The 16,066-nt window shown below is 72.2% G+C and carries 12 protein-coding genes and 1 pseudogene; 7 read left to right on the top strand and 6 right to left on the bottom strand.

Annotation, left to right across the window (positions count from 1 at the left end):
• Positions 1-282: 282 nt before the first annotated feature.
• The 3 genes from dxs (at position 283) to KBI5_RS13240 (ending at position 4,151) form a co-directional block, all read left to right on the top strand.
• A complete protein-coding gene (gene dxs / locus KBI5_RS13250) occupies positions 283-2,250 on the top strand; it encodes a 1-deoxy-D-xylulose-5-phosphate synthase (protein WP_011435769.1) in 1,968 nt (655 codons plus the stop codon).
• Positions 2,251-2,493: 243 nt separating this feature from the next.
• The gene (locus KBI5_RS13245) at positions 2,494-3,492 is read left to right on the top strand and encodes a lysylphosphatidylglycerol synthase domain-containing protein (RefSeq protein WP_023841682.1); all 999 of its coding nucleotides are present in this window, start codon (positions 2,494-2,496) and stop codon (positions 3,490-3,492) included.
• 23 nt (positions 3,493-3,515) lie between these two features.
• The gene (locus KBI5_RS13240) at positions 3,516-4,151 is read left to right on the top strand and encodes a hypothetical protein (protein ID WP_133057022.1); all 636 of its coding nucleotides are present in this window, start codon (positions 3,516-3,518) and stop codon (positions 4,149-4,151) included.
• Between the two features lie 31 nt (positions 4,152-4,182).
• Here KBI5_RS13240 and KBI5_RS13235 read toward each other — a convergent pair whose 3' ends face one another.
• The 6 genes from KBI5_RS13235 to KBI5_RS13210 form a co-directional block, all read right to left on the bottom strand.
• Positions 4,183-6,330 carry a 3-hydroxyacyl-CoA dehydrogenase NAD-binding domain-containing protein gene (locus KBI5_RS13235; protein WP_085015398.1) on the bottom strand — a complete coding sequence of 716 codons (2,148 nt, stop codon included), beginning with the start codon at positions 6,328-6,330 and terminating at the stop codon, positions 4,183-4,185.
• A gap of 89 nt (positions 6,331-6,419) precedes the next feature.
• Positions 6,420-7,628: an acetyl-CoA C-acyltransferase gene (locus KBI5_RS13230; RefSeq protein WP_011435773.1), complete on the bottom strand. Its 1,209-nt coding sequence runs from the start codon at positions 7,626-7,628 to the stop codon at positions 6,420-6,422.
• A 248-nt stretch (positions 7,629-7,876) separates the two neighbouring features.
• The gene (locus KBI5_RS13225; RefSeq protein ID WP_241882856.1) at positions 7,877-9,217 is read right to left on the bottom strand and encodes an HRDC domain-containing protein; all 1,341 of its coding nucleotides are present in this window, start codon (positions 9,215-9,217) and stop codon (positions 7,877-7,879) included.
• 173 nt (positions 9,218-9,390) lie between these two features.
• On the bottom strand, positions 9,391-10,044 hold the full coding sequence (locus tag KBI5_RS13220) for a DUF3000 domain-containing protein (protein WP_011435775.1): 654 nt from the start codon (positions 10,042-10,044) through the stop codon (positions 9,391-9,393).
• Positions 10,045-10,181: 137 nt separating this feature from the next.
• Positions 10,182-10,433 (bottom strand): hypothetical protein, encoded by a 252-nt coding sequence (locus KBI5_RS13215; RefSeq protein WP_023841679.1) that lies wholly within the window; start codon positions 10,431-10,433, stop codon positions 10,182-10,184.
• Positions 10,434-10,721: 288 nt separating this feature from the next.
• On the bottom strand, positions 10,722-11,177 hold the full coding sequence (locus KBI5_RS13210) for a DUF3817 domain-containing protein (RefSeq protein WP_085015396.1): 456 nt from the start codon (positions 11,175-11,177) through the stop codon (positions 10,722-10,724).
• Between the two features lie 302 nt (positions 11,178-11,479).
• Between KBI5_RS13210 and hemE the strand changes: the two genes are divergently transcribed.
• The 4 genes and pseudogenes from hemE to KBI5_RS13190 all read left to right on the top strand — a co-directional run.
• The gene (gene hemE / locus KBI5_RS13205) at positions 11,480-12,589 is read left to right on the top strand and encodes a uroporphyrinogen decarboxylase (protein ID WP_063579476.1); all 1,110 of its coding nucleotides are present in this window, start codon (positions 11,480-11,482) and stop codon (positions 12,587-12,589) included.
• A gap of 101 nt (positions 12,590-12,690) precedes the next feature.
• Positions 12,691-14,106: a protoporphyrinogen oxidase gene (gene hemG, locus KBI5_RS13200; RefSeq protein WP_011435778.1), complete on the top strand. Its 1,416-nt coding sequence runs from the start codon at positions 12,691-12,693 to the stop codon at positions 14,104-14,106.
• 51 nt (positions 14,107-14,157) lie between these two features.
• Positions 14,158-14,853: a hydrogen peroxide-dependent heme synthase gene (gene hemQ, locus KBI5_RS13195; protein WP_011435779.1), complete on the top strand. Its 696-nt coding sequence runs from the start codon at positions 14,158-14,160 to the stop codon at positions 14,851-14,853.
• Positions 14,854-15,779: 926 nt separating this feature from the next.
• Positions 15,780-16,066: pseudogene (locus KBI5_RS13190) on the top strand (sugar transferase); the annotation flags it as partial.

Below are 16,066 nucleotides of genomic sequence, written 5' to 3'. Positions count from 1 at the left end.
GTCGCCGGAAGGCCGTGGACTCCACTTCCGGCCGCTCCCGACACGACCTGGTCGTGCCGGCGTGTCGCCCGCGCGCCACGCCGACAGAGTGTGTGCATCCGCGTACTCGGATCCGGACCAATAGTGGACAACCGGGGAGGTGGATTCTACCGCGATCAGGCCTATTGCCTGACGGTCTACGAGGAACTCACATGTCGGGTGCCCGTCTGCAAGGGGCCAGACGGGCTGCGTAGACTTTGCCGGACCCGGACCGATCCCCTTTCGGGAGAGGGAGTTCACGCCGTGTCGCTTCTGTCCACGATCAGTAGTCCGCAGGACGTCAAGCGCCTCGACCACGAGGAGCTCGCCACCCTGGCGGCCGAGATCCGTGATTTCCTCATTCACGCAGTCGCGCGTACGGGAGGTCACCTCGGGCCGAATCTGGGGGCTGTCGAGCTGACGTTGGCAATACATCGTGTGTTTGATTCGCCATTCGACCGCATCCTTTGGGACACCGGCCATCAGTCCTATGTGCACAAGATTCTGACCGGCCGGGCGGACGATTTCTCCGGGCTGCGCCAGCGGGGTGGCCTTTCCGGCTACCCCAGCCGGGCCGAGTCCGAGCACGACATCATCGAGAATTCGCACGCCTCGACCGCCCTGTCCTACGCCGACGGGCTGTCGCGTGCCTACGCGCTGCGTGGTGAGGACCGGGCCGTCGTCGCCGTCGTCGGTGACGGCGCCCTGACCGGCGGGATGTGCTGGGAGGCGCTGAACAACATCGCCGCCGACGACCGGCCCGTCGTCATCGTCGTCAACGACAACGGCCGCTCCTACGCACCGACGATCGGCGGCCTCGCCGACCACCTCGCCGCGCTGCGGCTGGCGCCCGAGTACGAGCAGGTCCTCGACGTCGTCAAGCAGGTCCTCGGCCGCACCCCGCTGGTCGGCCCCCCGCTGTTCGACGCGCTGCACGGCATCAAGAAGGGCATCAAAGACGTCGTCCAGCCGCAGGGCATGTTCGAGGACCTCGGTCTGAAGTACGTCGGCCCGGTCGACGGCCACGACGTCGTCGCGGTCGAGTCGGCCCTGCGCCGGGCTCGGGATTTCGGCGGGCCCGTCATCGTCCACTGCGTGACCCGCAAGGGCTTCGGCTACCCGCCGGCGGAGCAGGACGACGCCGACAACTTCCACGGCGTCGGCATCATCGACCCGGCGACCGGCAAGCCGGTGTCGACGTCGAAGACCATCAGCTGGACGAGCATCTTCTCGGACGAGATCGTGCAGATCGGTTCCGAGCGGCCCGACGTCGTCACGCTGACCGCCGCGATGCTCCAGCCGGTTGGTCTCGGCGCCTTCGCCAAGGCCTACCCGGACCGGGTGTTCGACGTCGGTATCGCCGAGCAGCACGCMGTCACCTCGGCCGCCGGGCTCGCGATGGGTGGGCTCAAGCCCGTCGTGTGTCTCTACGCCACGTTCCTCAACCGCGCGTTCGACCAGGTCCTGATGGACGTCGCCCTGCACCGCCAGCCCGTGACGTTCGTGCTCGATCGGGCCGGCATCACCGGGGAGGACGGGGCGTCGCACAACGGCATGTGGGACCTGTCGTTCCTGCAGGTCGTCCCGGGGCTCGCGATCGCCGCCCCGCGGGACGCGCCGACCCTGCGGGCGGAGCTGCGTGAGGCCGTGGGTGACACCGACGGCCCGACCGTCGTGCGTTTCCCCAAGGGCAAGGTCGCGGTGGACGTGCCGGCGATTGACACGGTCGGCGGGGTGGACGTGCTCTACCGTTCGCCGAAGGTGGCCCAGCGCCGCGAGGTGCTGCTGGTCTCCATCGGCGCGATGGCCGCCACCTGCCTGGAGGTCGCGGAGCGGGTCGCGAGCCAGGGCATCGGCATCACCGTTGTCGACCCGCGGTGGGTCAAGCCACTGGACCCGGCGCTGATCGATCTTGCCCGCGCCCACGACCTCGTCGTCACCGTCGAGGATAACGGCCGGGTYGGCGGGGTCGGGGCGGCGCTGGCCCAGCTGCTGCGCGACGCCGACGTTGACGTGCCCCTGCGGGACTTCGGCATCGCCCAGCGCTTCCTCGACCACGGCAAGCGGGACGAGGTCATGGCCGAGGTCGGGCTTGCCCCGCAGGACCTCGCCCGCAAGGTCGTCGAGGCCGTCGCGAAGCGCCAGCCGGCGATCGAGGACGACCCGACCTCGCCCGGCGAAGCGGCCCCGGCGGGCGAGCGGGCCGGCGAGGCCATCGGCGACCAGCGCTGACCGCGGCGCGCTGATCCCGGTGCTCTGACTCGGGTGCGCTGATCCCGGTGCTCTGACTCGGGTGCGCTGATCCCGGTGCTCTGACTCGGGTGCGCTGATCCCGGACGCACCCGGGTGCCGCCCGGTCATCGGGGTCCGACGGGCAAGGACCCGCCACCGTGTCGGGATCCGCCACCGTGTCGGGCCGCCACCGTGTCGGGGCCCGGCGYGGTGGCGGCCCGACCGCCGTCCTAGGCTGACCAGGTGGGTGAGCACACCGTGTCGGCGCGCCAGGGCGCCGCCTCCCGCCGCCGGGCTGGGCACGGCCCACGCTGGTGGGCCGTGCGTGGTGCGCTTCTGGTGGCCCTCGGGCTACTGGTTCTCGCCATGGTCAGCCAGTGGAACGAGATCGAGGAGTCCGTCCGCTCGCTCACCGTGGGCGGCGTGGTGGCCTCGGGTGTGGTCACCGTGCTTGCCGTCGGTACCACCGTGTTGTCCTGGCGGGCGTTGCTGGGGGGGTTGGGCGCCGCGCTTCCCCTGCGGGCCGCTGTGCGGATCTTCTTCGTCGGGCAGATCGGCAAATATATCCCGGGCAGCGTGTGGCCGGTGCTCGCGCAGATGGAGCTCTCCCGCGACCACGGCGTCTCCCGGCCGAAGGCGGCTTCGGCGAGCCTGGTCGTGTTGGCGCTCGCGGTGCCGAGCGGGGGGCTCGCCGCGGCGGTCACCCTGCCGTTCGTCTCCGCGCAGGCGCTCGCCGACTACTGGTGGGCGCTGGCGGTCGTGCCCGTCTTCGTCGTCGTGCTCTGTCCCCCGGTGCTGTCCCGCCTGCTGGCGCTGGCATTCCGGCTGCTGCGCCGCCCACCGCTGACCGAACCGCTGCCCCCGCGGGCCGTCGCCGCCGGAGCCGGCTGGTTGCTGCTCAGCTTCTGCTGCTATGGGGTGGCGACCTGGCTGCTCGTCCGGGATCTGCATCCGGCGGTCGGTGGCGGCCGGCTGTTGCTGCTCTCCCTCGGGGCCTATGCCCTGGCCTGGACCGCCGGATTCCTGGTACTGGTGCTGCCCGCCGGGGCGGGGGTGCGGGAGGCGGTGCTGGTRCTGGCGCTGGCGCCGGCGGTCGCCAGCGGGCCGGCGACCCTGGTCGCGTTGGTGGCGCGGCTTCTCGCCACGATCGCCGACCTGGTCTGGGCGCTCGTCGGTGTCGCCCTACGGCAGCGGGGTGCTCGGCTGTTGTGTACTGATGATGCGATGCAGGAGCGAATGTGAGGAAAGTGGGAGGAGGGTGGGGGGTGCACCATGACCCGCAACGGCCACCCGGGTGGCCCCCGCCCGTCCCGCCGATCTCGTGGGGCGGCCCCGGGTGGCCGGGCGGGCCGCCGGCACCCCGCCGTAGTCGGGCCCGGTGGCTGATCCCGCTCGTCCTCGTGCTCGCCCTCCTGACCGGCGCGGGCGGAACCGGTCTGTTCCTGCTCCTCCGCTCCACCGACGGCCCTGCCAACGCCGTCCGCGCCTACCTGATGGAGGTCAGGGACTCGCGCTACGAGGCCGCTTACGTCCGCCTCTGCCCGTCGGTCCAGGAACGCCGCCCAGCGTCCGAGTTCGCCATCATCATGCGGGCTCTGGACGATGTCCAGGGCGGTATCGCCTCGTTCGCCGTGCGAAGAGTGCAGATCCACCGGTCCGTGGGTTCCCCGACGGTCCGGGAGGTTCAGGTCGACGTCCGGCGCGGCAGCGCCGCGGCGAGCCACGAGACGTACCAGGTGGGAAAGGAATCCGGAAGCTACTGCCTGCTGACGCCCGGCGCCCCGTTCTCCTTGGACCCGTCGCTGCCCCCGGATCTTCAGCAGCCGGRCCCGTTCGATGATTCCCCCGGCGATGGYCGACGCGGCGGTGGCGACGACGAGCCACCGGTCCGCACGGCCTGACCGGCGCCGATGGTCAGGGCGGCCGATTGGATCAGCGCAGGGTGGCGACCCCCGGCGGGGCGAAGCGCTGCCCGGTGACGGCCTCGCTGATGCCGCTACGGTCCAGGTAGGGCGTGATGCCGCCGAGGTGGAACGGCCAGCCGGCGCCGAGGATCATGCACAGGTCGATGTCGGCGGCCTCCGCGACGATCTTCTCGGTCAGCATCAGATGGATCTCCTCGGCGAGCGCCCGCAGCGCCGCCTCGCGTACCTCGTCCCCGGTCAGCGGGGTGGCGGCCGGGGACGGCGTGAAGATGAGCGCGGCGGCGTCCGGGTCGACGGTCTGGACGCCGTCCGGGCCCGTGGTGTAGACGCCGCTCCGGCCCGCCTCGACCAGCCGGGCGAGAGCCGTCGGCCGCCGGAACCGGTCCGGGAACGCCGCGTGCAGTGTCTCCGCGACGTGCAGGGCGACCGGCGGCCCGACGAGGGCGAGCAGGGTCATCGGGGACATCGGCAGCCCCAGCGGATCGAGGGCGTGGTCGGCCTCCTCGAGCGGCGTACCGCCCTCTGTCGCGCCGAGCACCTCCCCGAGGAACCGCGTCAGCAGCCGGTTGACGACGAACGCCGGGGCATCGGCGACCAGGACCGCGTTCTTCTTCAGGTTCTTCGCCACGGCCAGCGTCGTCGCGATGGTGGCGTCGTCGCTGCGGGCAGCGCGGACCACCTCGACCAGGGGGAGGACCGACACCGGATTGAAGAAGTGCAGCCCGGCTACCCGTTCGGGATGATCGAGCCCAGCGGCCATCTCGGTGACCGACAGCGCCGAGGTGTTCGTCAGGAGCACGGCCGTGGGCGCCACGACGGCCTCGAGCTCCGCGAGCACGGTCCGCTTGACGGCCAGGTTCTCGAAGACGGCCTCGATGACGAGGTCCGCGTCCGCGAAGGCGTCCTTGGTCAGGGATCCGGTGACGTTCGCCTTGTAGCGGTTCGCCTGGTCGGGGGTGATGCGGTGGCGCAGCAGGAGGTTGTCGACCTCCTGGTGGACCCCCGCGACCCCGGCGTCGAGCCGGGCCTGGTCGATGTCGGTGAGCACCACCGGCACCTCGAGCCGGTGCGCGAACACGAGGGCGAGCTGGCTTGCCATGAGGCCGGCGCCGACCACCCCGACCTTCGTCATGGGCCGGGCCAGCGCCGGGTCCGGCCCGCCCACCGGCCGCTTCGCCCGCTTCTGCACGAGGTCGAAGGAGTACAGGCTGGCGGCGAGTTCGTCGCTGACGGACAGATCGGCGAGGGCCTCGGTCTCGGCCGCGTACCCGGTGGCGCGGTCGGCGGTCTCGGCGAGCGCGAGGAGGTCCAACGCCCGGTAGGCGGCCGGCGCGGCCCCGTGCAGCTTCGCGTCGGCGAGCGTCCGGCCCCGTGCGATCGCCTCCGCCCAGCCCGCCCCCCGCTCGACCGGCGCGCGGGCGGCCACCGGGTCGACATCGCCGCGCAGCACCTGGCCCACCCAGCGCAGCGCCTCCGCCAGGAAGTCCGCCGGCTCCAGCAGCACGTCCCCGAGACCCAGCTCGAACGCCTGCCGGCCGCGCAGCATGCGGTTCTGGCTGAGCGCGTTGCCGATGACGACGGACACCGCCCGTTCGGCGCCGATGAGGTTGGGCAGCAGCTGGGTGCCGCCCCAGCCCGGGACGAGGCCGAGGAAGACCTCTGGGAAGGCGAGTGCGGGAATGCCGGCGGACAGCGCCCGGTAGTCGCAGTGCAGGGCCAGCTCCAGCCCGCCGCCCAGCGCCGCCCCGTTGACGAGGGCGAAGGTCGGGACCTTCCGGTCACCCAGGCGACCCTCACCCACCCGGGCGAAGGCCTCGTGCCCGAGGCGGCCGAGCGCCGCGAGCGAGGGGCGGATCCGCTCCGGGTCGGTGAGCGATGAGCGGAAGGACAGGTCCGCACCCACGCTGAAGATGAACGGCTTGCCGGTGACGGCGATCGCGGCGACCGGCGGGTCGTGCGCCTCGATCTCGTCGACGGCGGCGAGCAGGGACCGCAGGCCGGCCGGGCCGAAGGTGTTCGGCCGGGTGTGGTCATGACCGTTGTCGAGGGTGATCAGGGCGACGGGCCCGGCCACCTCGGGCAGCCGCGCGTAGCGGACGTGGGCGGCCGTGACGACCTCGCCCGGGAAGGACAGGGTCACCTCGTCGATGGTCATGGATCTCCCCTCGGTTCCGCCGCGGGCCCGGTCGTGTCGGACGGGTCGTCCCGGGTCGGTCGTCGTGCCTGCTCGGTCGTCGTACCTGCTCAGTTGGCCGCGGCGTGGTGCGGATTCGCCCAGATCGTGGTGGCGCCCATGCCGAGACCCACGCACATCGCCGTCATGCCATAGCGCACCTCGGGATGCTCGGCGAACTGCCGGGCGAGCTGGGTCATCAGGCGCACCCCGCTGGACGCCAGTGGGTGACCGAACGCGATGGCCCCGCCGTACGGGTTGACCCGGGGATCGTCCTCGGCGATGCCGAAGTGGTCGAGGAAGGCCAGGACCTGCACGGCGAAGGCCTCGTTCAGCTCGAACAGGCCGATGTCGTCGATGGTCAGGCCGGTGCGGGCCAGCGCCTTCTCCGTCGACGGGATCGGCCCGACGCCCATCACCTCGGGGGGGACTCCGGCGAACGCGAAACCCACCAGGCTCATCTTCGCCGGCAGGCTTAGCTCGGCCGCCACCTCGGCGGCGGCGAGCAGGCAGCCGGTGGCGCCGTCGTTGAGCCCGGCGGAGTTGCCCGCGGTCACCCGCCCGTGCGGCCGGAACGGCGTGCGCAGCCCGGCGAGCCCCGCCTGCGTGGTGTCCGGTCGCGGCGGCTCGTCGACGGTGACGAACTCCCAGCCCGTCTCGACGTGCCGGGCGGCCACCGGGACGAGGTCGGGCTGGATCTGACCGTTCGCGTACGCCTTGGCGACCTTCTCCTGGGAGGCCAGAGCGAAGGCGTCCGCCCGCGATTTGGTGATCTTGGGGTACCGGTCGTGCAGGTTCTCGGCGGTCGAGCCCATCACCAGCGCGGAGGTGTCCACGAGCCGTTCGGCGACGAACCGGGGGTTGAGGTCGGCGCCTTCGCCCATCGGGTGGCGGCCCATGTGTTCCACCCCGCCGGCCACGGCCACGTCGTAGGCGCCGACGGCGATCGACGAGGCCGTCGTGGTCACCGCCGTGACGGCGCCTGCGCACATCCGGTCGATCGCGAAGCCCGGCACCGTTTCCGGCAACCCGGACAGGATGGCGGCGACCCGGCCGATGGTCAGGCCTTGATCGCCGATCTGGGTGGTGGCCGCGATCGCCACCTCGTCGATCCGCTCGGGGGGGAGGGAAGGATTGCGTCGCAGCAGCTCCCGGATCACCCGCACGATCAGATCGTCGGCACGGGTCTCGGCGTAGACGCCCTTGGCCTTCCCGAACGGGGTTCGGACCCCGTCGACGAACACGACGTCGCGTACGAAGTTTCTGGATGATCCGAACACGGGACCTCCCGACCCGCGGCCGCCACCGACCGCCGGTTCGTCGCCGTCGAACGTCGGCCGTTGTCCGAAACCCGGTTCCAGGGCCTGGACAGCCAGCCGGCACCGGCGCGGATACCGCCGGCACGGCTAGCCTACGGCAGCGGTTACCAGCCGGTAGACATCCCGGAGCCATGGATGCCGGATGCCCGGGGAGGCCGATGCCGTGATGCGCCGGTCCGTCCCTGGCCCACGACCCGCGGATCCGGTCGTCAGCCCGCCGGCTCGGCTGCCGGTTCGGCCGGTTCGGCCGGTTCCGTCGGTTCGGCCGGCGGCTCGGCGAGGACGGTGAGCAGGGGAGCGGCCGTCAGCTTGATCTGCCAGGGGCGTGCCCCGCCGGTCCGCAGCGCCCCGGCGACGGCCGTGTCCGTCAGGGGATTCGGCGGGGACCAGGCGAGCCGCCGGGACAACGCGGGCTCGAGGAGGTTTTCCACCGGCATCGTGTGGGCGGCGGCGAGGGCGGCCAGCGCGGCCCGCACCCGGGCCAGCCGCGACGCGGCCACCGGGTCGCGCTCGGCCCAGCGGTTGGGCGGCGGCAGACCGTCGCCGCCCGGTCCGGCCGGGGCGGGCAGCTCCTCCTCGGGCAGTGCGGCGGCGCCACGCAGGGCGTCGAGCCAGACGTTCGCGGTGCGGCGGATCCGTGGTCCGGAGAAGATGGGCAGCCGGACCAGCGCGGCCGCGTCGGTGGGGGCGTTCAGCACGGCGTCCATGATCGCGCTGTCCGGGAGGACGCGACCCGGCGCGACGTCACGGGTACGAGCTAGCCGGTCCCGGGCGGTCCACATCGCCCGGACCGCCGCCAGCTGGCGGCGGGACCGGGCTCGGTGGATCCCGCTCGTCCGGCGCCACGGCTCGGCCCGTGGCTCGCGTGGCGGGGCCGCGACGATCGCGGCGAACTCCTGCCGGGCAAACTCGATCTTGTTCTGTTCGATCAGCTCCGCCTCGAGCGCGTCGCGCAACTCCACCAGCAGCTCGACGTCGAGTGCCGCGTAGCGCAGCCACGGCTCGGGAAGCGGGCGGGTCGACCAGTCCGCGGCCGAATGGCCCTTCTCCAGCCCGTAGCCCAGCACCCGTTCGACCATTATCCCCAGCCCGACCCGTTCGTAGCCCAGCAACCGGCCGGCGAGCTCCGTGTCGAACAGCAGACTCGGCCGCAGACCGAGCTCGGACAGGCACGGAAGGTCCTGGCTGGCGGCGTGCAGCACCCATTCGACCCCGCCCACCGCGTCCTGGATGACGCTCAGATCCTCGAGCGCGATCGGATCGAGGAGCAGCGAGCCCGTGCCCCGCCGTCGGATCTGGACGAGGTAGGCCCGCTGGCTGTACCGGTAACCGGACGCGCGTTCGGCGTCGAACGCGACCGGCCCGATGCCGGCCGCGAGGCGTTCCGCCGCCGCGGCGAGTTCCGYGGTGTCAACGATGACGGGGGGTACCCCGTCCGCAGGGATGAGCAGCGGGATGGGCTCATGAGCACCGGTGCTGGGCTGTACCTCCACCTCTGCGCTGACACCCCCGCTGACCTGCTGTGTTGATTCAGGAACCGTCGACGTCACGATCGGTGATCGTACGTCTGAATCCTGACGGAGGTAGCCGTGTCCTACAGCGAATCGCGTTATTTATACGCTTTGTAACGACGTGGTAATGGGAGGTGTGCGCGGTGGAAGGTCGGCCGCGGCGCGCGGTGGGTGGTGCGGTGCTGTCCGTCCGGCGGGCCGGTGTGACGCGGTCAACTCCGGCGAGTTGGTAGCGTGATGACTCCGGACAGTTGTGGGGGAAGCCCGGCCATGGCCGCGAGCAGGTCCCCGAACGCGAGCAGGTGGGCGACCGTCGCCGAGGCGCTCCAAGGCAGCCGGCCCTGCGTGTCCGGCCCCGCGGGGCCGCGGTCGGATGCGAGGGCGGTCTCCGCCCAGTCGGGTGACCAGGAGCAGCGCAGCTCCACGTCGAAACTGTCCCCGTCGGCCGCGAGCACACCGAAGCGTTGTGACGCGGTGGCCGTGACCGTGCCGCCCAGGGCGCGCACGCCCGCGCCGTGCGCCTCCAATGATTCCCGCAGCCACGACCAGGCGACCTCGGCGAGCAGGGGATCGCCGGCGATCTCCCGGTCGATGCTCGCGCGGGCGTAGCAGACGATGCGGGCCGTGCCCTGCCAGGCCGGCTGTCCCTGGGGATCCATGAGCAGGATGAGCCGGCCGGCCGCGGTGTCGGCCTCGTCCCCGGTCAGCCCGCCGGCCAGAGCGAAGGAGAACGGCGCGACCCGGGTGGGTGCCGCCACCTCGTGCACCGCCACCTCCGGGCGTAGCCGCGCGATCCCCGCGCGCAGGGCGTCGGTGACCGCGAGGAAGATCGGAGGGCTCGCCTCGGATGACTGCGCGACCCCCATGACGGCAACGGTAGGACGTCGGTCGTGATCATGCTGGCCAGACGCCGGAGCGTACGGGTTCGGTCCCGTTGCGTGCGGGCGGGAACCGGTGAGCCGGTGTCCGGAGTACCCCGGCTGAGGGGCGGAACTGTGCAGGCTCACGCCGGGATCCGCGCGGCGGCACGATCGCGGCCGCGGAGATCTCGGACTGCGGGGGTCTCGCGCACGGGCCTCGGCCGGGTCGTCGGCCGCTCCGCGGGGGCCGGCCCGACCAGCACCGCGGTGCCACAGGAGGTGCAGGCCCACTCCGGGCAGTCGTCACCGTGCCCGTCGGAGCACGGAGGTTGCTCGAAGATGCGCTCGTCGCGGCATGCGATGCAGACGAGAACGATGTGATCCTCGGCGCTCATCCGGACCTGTTCCACTCGACCACCACTCCCCGCGCACGTCTGCCCGTGATGCGTCCCGTTGGATCGTGGTGGGCGCATAACCACGGATCGCGCGCCATTCGCCACGGCCGGAGGGAGAGGAACGCGGGATGACGCGCACCCTCTACCCCAATTCCGACCGGACTGACGGTGCCACGGGACGAGCGGATGTCCGTGCATTCTCTCCGGCGTGTCGCGTGAGCCCGTCTCGGGGCGGTGCGGGGCGGATCGCCCGGTCTGTGGGCCGGTGGGGTCGGGCCGGCCCCAGGCTCAGCCCGCCTGGCCGGCCGGCTTCGAGGTGGGGCGTGCCGRCTCCGCGTTGCCCAGCCGGACGGCGTCGCCGCGCAGCCAGTGCCGCTCGACGAAGAACGGGGCGACAGGCAGCACCGCGGCGATCAGCGCGAGTACGGTCCGCTTACGGCGCCAGCGCCCGACCATCGAGAGGTAGCCGATGAGGGCGCAATAGGTGAGGAAGAGCACGCCGTGGATCGGGCCGAGGATCCGCACGCCGATCGGGTAGCCGGCACCGTATTTGATCGCGGTCGCGACGAGCAGCAGAAGGRAGGACGACGCCTCGGCGAGCGAGACGACGCGGGCCAGGGCAAGGGGCTGGAAGGCGCCGCTCGGGGCACGACCGGTCATCGGTGACTCCTCGTCGTAGCAGATGGCGTCGTAGCAGACGGTGTAGTAGCAGACGGCGTAGCAGATGACACTGAGGTGTTCCACTGTTCGGGCGCCTTGGCGCTCCGGGACCCGGGACGCGCCGTGGCCGTGCCACGGCGACCGCGGGATTCGTCACGTCCGCTCGATCGTTCGTCCCCGTCCGCCGAGCGCCGCCTCGACGGGCGGGAGCGCCCGACACCGGCTGAACCTGGAAGTTCTTCTACTCAGAGTAGAAGATAGCGGATGTGCAACGTTCCGGTTCGTACTCCCCGGTCCTCGCCGCTGGGAGCCGTCAGGCCCGTGTGGTGGCCCATCCCGCTACGGCCGTCCTCCCACACCTCCCACAGGCGTGYAACGATCGACCCATGCCTGTCCTCCACGTTGACGCGCGACCCGGATCCGGGCCGGGTGGCGTCTCGCCCCCGCCGAGCGGTKCAGCGCTCGCCCGGCGGCCCGGCCTGGCCGACACCGCGCCCTTCCTGCGTGCCTGTCGACGGGAGCACCCCGGGACCACGCCGGTGTGGTTCATGCGTCAGGCCGGGCGGGTCCTGCCCGAGTACCGGGCCCTGCGCGCGGGAGTCGCCATGCTCGACTCCTGCCGGGACGCCGAGATGATCACGGAGATCACGCTCCAGCCGGTACGCCGGTTCCGGCCGGACGCGGCGATCTTCTTCTCCGACATCGTGGTGCCCCTGGTCGCGATCGGCCTCGACATCGACATCGTCGCCGGGATCGGACCGGTGGTGGCCGAGCCCGTGCGGGACGCCGTCGGGCTCGCCGCGTTGCGTGCACTGGAGCCGGACGACGTTCCCTACGTGGCCGACGCGGTCCGGTTCCTGCTGGCCGAGCTGGGTTCAACCCCGCTGATCGGGTTCGCCGGGGCGCCGTTCACCCTCGCGAGCTACCTCATCGAGGGCGGACCGAGTCGCGACCACGCCCGCACCAAGGCGTTGATGTACAGCGAACCGAAGCTCTGGCACGCCCTGCTGGCCCGGCTCGCCGACATCACCACCGCCTTCCTGCGCGTCCAGGTGGATGCCGGTGTTGACGCGCTGCAGCTGTTCGACTCCTGGGCCGGGGCGCTGGACGAGGCGGACTACCGTCGCTACGTCGCGCCGCACAGCGCTCGGGTGCTGGCGGCCTTCGCCGGTGAGGTGCCGCGCATCCACTTCGGTGTGAACACCGGTGAGCTGCTCGCCGCGATGGGCCAGGCGGGTGCGGACGTCGTCGGCGTCGACTGGCGGGTCCCTCTCGACGAGGCCGCCCGGCGGATCGGGCCCGGTCATGCCGTGCAGGGAAACCTCGACCCGACCGCGGTCTTCGCCCCCGAACCGGTGCTCGCCGCCAAGGTGCGCGACGTCTGCGCCCGCGGGGCCGAGGCAGAGGGGCACGTGTTCAACCTCGGCCACGGGGTGCTGCCGCAGACCGATCCGGGCGTGCTCGCGCACGTCGCCGACCTTGTCCACGGCGGATGATCCACGGCGGATGATCCGCCTTCATCGGGCCGGTTCACTGGCACCGGCCCGATGGTGAAAGCTGGCGGGCGGCACCACTCAACGTGAAGGGCGGCAGGAACGTGCGGGTTGTGATCGTCGGTGGGGGTATCGCCGGGCTCTCGGCCGCCCGCGCCTTGGCCGGGCACGCCGAAGTGACCGTCCTCGATGCGGCGGACCGGGTCGGTGGCAAGCTGCGTACCACCCCGATCGAGGGTCTGGACGTCGAAGAGGGCGCGGAGTCCTTCCTCGCCCGGGTTCCCGACGGACTCCGCCTGGCCCGGCAGATCGGGCTCGGGCACGAGATCGTGCATCCGGCCACGACGTCAGCCTCACTGTGGATCCGCGGCCGGCTGCATCCCATCCCCCCGAACACCCTGCTCGGAGTGCCGACCGACGTCCTCGGCCTGCTCCGCTCGCGGGTGCTGTCCCCGTGGGGGCTGGTGCGGGCCGCCGCCGACCTGGTGCTGCCGCGGACGCGTTTCGCCGACGATCCGACCGTCGGTCGCTACGTCGGCACGCGGGTCGGGCGCGAAGTCGTCGACCTGCTGGTGGATCCGCTGCTCGGGGGGGTGTATGCGGGCCGGGCCGACGCGCTGTCGCTGCGGGCGACCGTGCCCCAGCTCGTCCCCATCTTCGCCGAGGACCGCTCGCTGCTCCTCGGCGCGCACCGGGTGCGGGCCCGTACCGGACCCGCGACGACGACCTCGACGGCGCCGCTGTTCGCCACGCTTCGGGGGGGGCTGGGCTCCTTCGCGGCGCGAGTGGCGGCGCAGTCCGGCGCCACCGTGCGCACCGGGGTGCTCGTCCGCTCGATCGCGAAGACCGCGGGCGGCTGGCAGGTCAACTGTGACCGGGTGGGCGGCGCGGACGCCCTCGGGCCGTTCCAGGCCGACGCCGTGATCCTCGCGGTGCCTGCCGGGGTGGCCCGCGCCCTGCTGGCGCCGCTGGCCCCGCATGCCTCCGCCCCGCTTGCCGGCGTGCCCTACGCCTCGGTCGGCCTGGTGACGCTGGTCTACCGGGACGCCGCGCCGCCACCCGGCAGCGGATTCCTCGTGCCCGCCCGGGCGGGCACCGCGGTGAAGGCGGCCACCTTCCTGTCCGCCAAGTGGCCGCACCTGGGCTCCGACCGGCTCACGGTGGTGCGGGCGAGCATCGGCCGCGCCGGTGCCGAACAGGACCTGCAGCGCGGGGATGTGGAGCTCGCCGGGGTGGCGGCGGCGGAGATCGCGCAGATCACCGGCCTGTCCGGTCGGCCGGTAGCGACCCGGGTGAGTCGCTGGGGCGGGGCGCTCCCGCAGTACCTGCCGGGTCATCTCAACCGGATCGCCGCGGTGCGCCGGGGGCTTCCAGCGGGGATCGCCCTCGCCGGCGCGGGATACGACGGTGTAGGCATCCCGGCCTGCATCCGGTCGGGGGAGACCGCCGCGCACGCGGTGCTGAGGGCTACCCGGACGGCGCAGGGCAGTCCGGCCGATCCGGTGGGCCCGGGAATCTGATCACGTGCACCGGCCCGGACCGCGTCCGGCCGCCGGTGAAGGAGGCTGGGAATGTCGGAGTCTACGAAATCGGCCCGCGAACTCAACGCGGAGCTGCTCTACACGGGATGGTCGGTCTTCGCGGCCGACCGTCCGCTACCCGCCGAGCGGACCCCGCTGATCGACGAGGCGACCGCCCTGCTCGACGGGGCGCTGGCCAAGGACGTCTACACCCGCGGTGTCTACGAGATCTCGGGCTACCGGGCCGATGCGGACCTGATGGTCTGGTGGACGAGCCCGGACCCGGACCTGCTGCAGGAGACCTACCAGCGGTTCCGGCGGACGGCCCTGGGCGGGCACCTGCGTCCGGTGTGGTCGGCGGTCGGCCTGCACCGGCCGGCGGAGTTCAACCAGAACCACATCCCCGCCTTCGTCCGGCGGGAGGACCCCCGCGGTTATCTCTGCGTCTACCCGTTCAACCGCTCGCTGGAGTGGTACCTGCTGCCGGACTATGAACGGCGCGGGATGCTAGCCGAGCACGGGATCATGGGCCGGGAGTACGAGGACGTCCGGGCCAACACGGTGGCTTCGTTCGGACTGGGCGACTACGAGTGGCTGCTCGCCTTCGAGGCGGATGAGCTGCACCGGATCGTCGACTGCATCCGGCACCTTCGGGCCAGCGCGGCGCGACGGCACACCAGGCTGGAGACGCCGTTCTACACCGGTGCCCGCAAGCCGCTGGCGGACGTCGTCACCGCCCTGCCCTGAGGCGGCTGGCTGCCGGGTAGACCGGCGGAGGACCGGGACGGCAGCCGGCGCCTGCCTGGGCGCCCCCACCCGTCCGGCAGGCGCMGACCGTCCCGTGACTGTGCTCACCGGCCTCACCCGGGCGGCATCACTCCAGGTGACATCAATCCCGGGGACATCACCCCGGCGATATCACGTCGGCGACGTCGCACGGGGCGCGCCGGATCGCACAGCCCCACCCCCCGGCGCCCGCGGGGGCGGGCAGCCGACGGATCCCGAGTCGAGACCCGCGATCCATAACGCAGAGTAGCATTATCGCCGCTGTTTGTGTGCGCAGTGTATGCGTCAGGCGTCCGTGGGTCGATGGTGTCCGTCATGTCCGCATCGGTGGGCGGACTTGGAAGGTTCGTCGACTCGGAAGGTTCGTCATGGCGGTCGCTGCCCGACGACCGCATCTCTGTTACTGTGAGTCRCCATAAACGCACGGATCACGCCATCGCCACGGTCGGCGGTCGGGGCGCCACGCCGCCATCGCCTGGCCGGGCCGCTGGTAAATCGTCTTGGCGCAGCCGGTAACGTTGCCCCCGTGACCACGGAGCGCCACCCGTGTCGGCGTCCGGTACTCCAGTTCGCTCCGGTGTGTGCCGACACACTCCAGCGGGACCTGGATGATGCGTGCGTTCGGCTCGTCGTTCGGGATGGCCCACAGTCAGTGGCGGGGGGAAGATCGCTGGAGGYCCGGTCGATGTACCACCGAGGGATGAATTCGTGGCTGTCTGAGCGAGGGGTGCCGCGGGCCGCCGAACGGGGAGGACGATGACACCTCCGGGCCCGCTCGGATCCTCGTTCGGGCTCGGGCACGTGCCGGCGCCACTGGGCCAGTCCATTCGGCCGGGTCCGGTCGGTGTCGTCAACGCGCACCGTCGCGGTGCTGGGGGGGACCACGAGTGACGGAGACGGTGTCCGGCGGCACGCGCGCGACCGCTGGGTCGAACTTCGTTCCGCGCACCCGCGGCGGGCAGGGGATGCCGTTCCCGCCGGACGCGCCGGCGGGAACGGCCGGCCGGCCCGCCGGCGCACCGCCGAGCCGCACGGCCACCGGGCCCGGCGGGCGGCACAGCGCGGGGAGGGTGAGCCCGGCCGCCGTCGAGACGGGCGGCTACCGCGCTCAGGTGACCTGGGAACGGCGTTACGTCCGGCTGCTTGTCCTGTTCGACGCGGCCGCCTGCGTGGT

This window comes from Frankia sp. KB5, from assembly GCF_002099325.1.
Classification (GTDB): Bacteria; Actinomycetota; Actinomycetes; order Frankiales; family Frankiaceae; genus Frankia; species Frankia casuarinae.
The sequence above is the reverse complement of the archived record's forward strand: the minus strand, read 5'-3'. Positions and strand labels throughout refer to the sequence as shown.

What these genes read in the sequence shown, in the direction of transcription:
- KBI5_RS13220 (WP_011435775.1), bottom strand. Translation starts at nt 10,044, where the DNA reads ATGGGGGTCGCGCAGTCATCCGAGGCGAGCCCTCCGATCTTCCTCGCG.
- KBI5_RS13215 (WP_023841679.1), bottom strand. Translation starts at nt 10,433, where the DNA reads ATGAGCGCCGAGGATCACATCGTTCTCGTCTGCATCGCATGCCGCGAC.
- KBI5_RS13235 (WP_085015398.1), bottom strand. Translation starts at nt 6,330, where the DNA reads ATGACCATCGACGAGGTGACCCTGTCCTTCCCGGGCGAGGTCGTCACG.
- hemQ (WP_011435779.1), top strand. Translation starts at nt 14,158, where the DNA reads ATGTCGGAGTCTACGAAATCGGCCCGCGAACTCAACGCGGAGCTGCTC.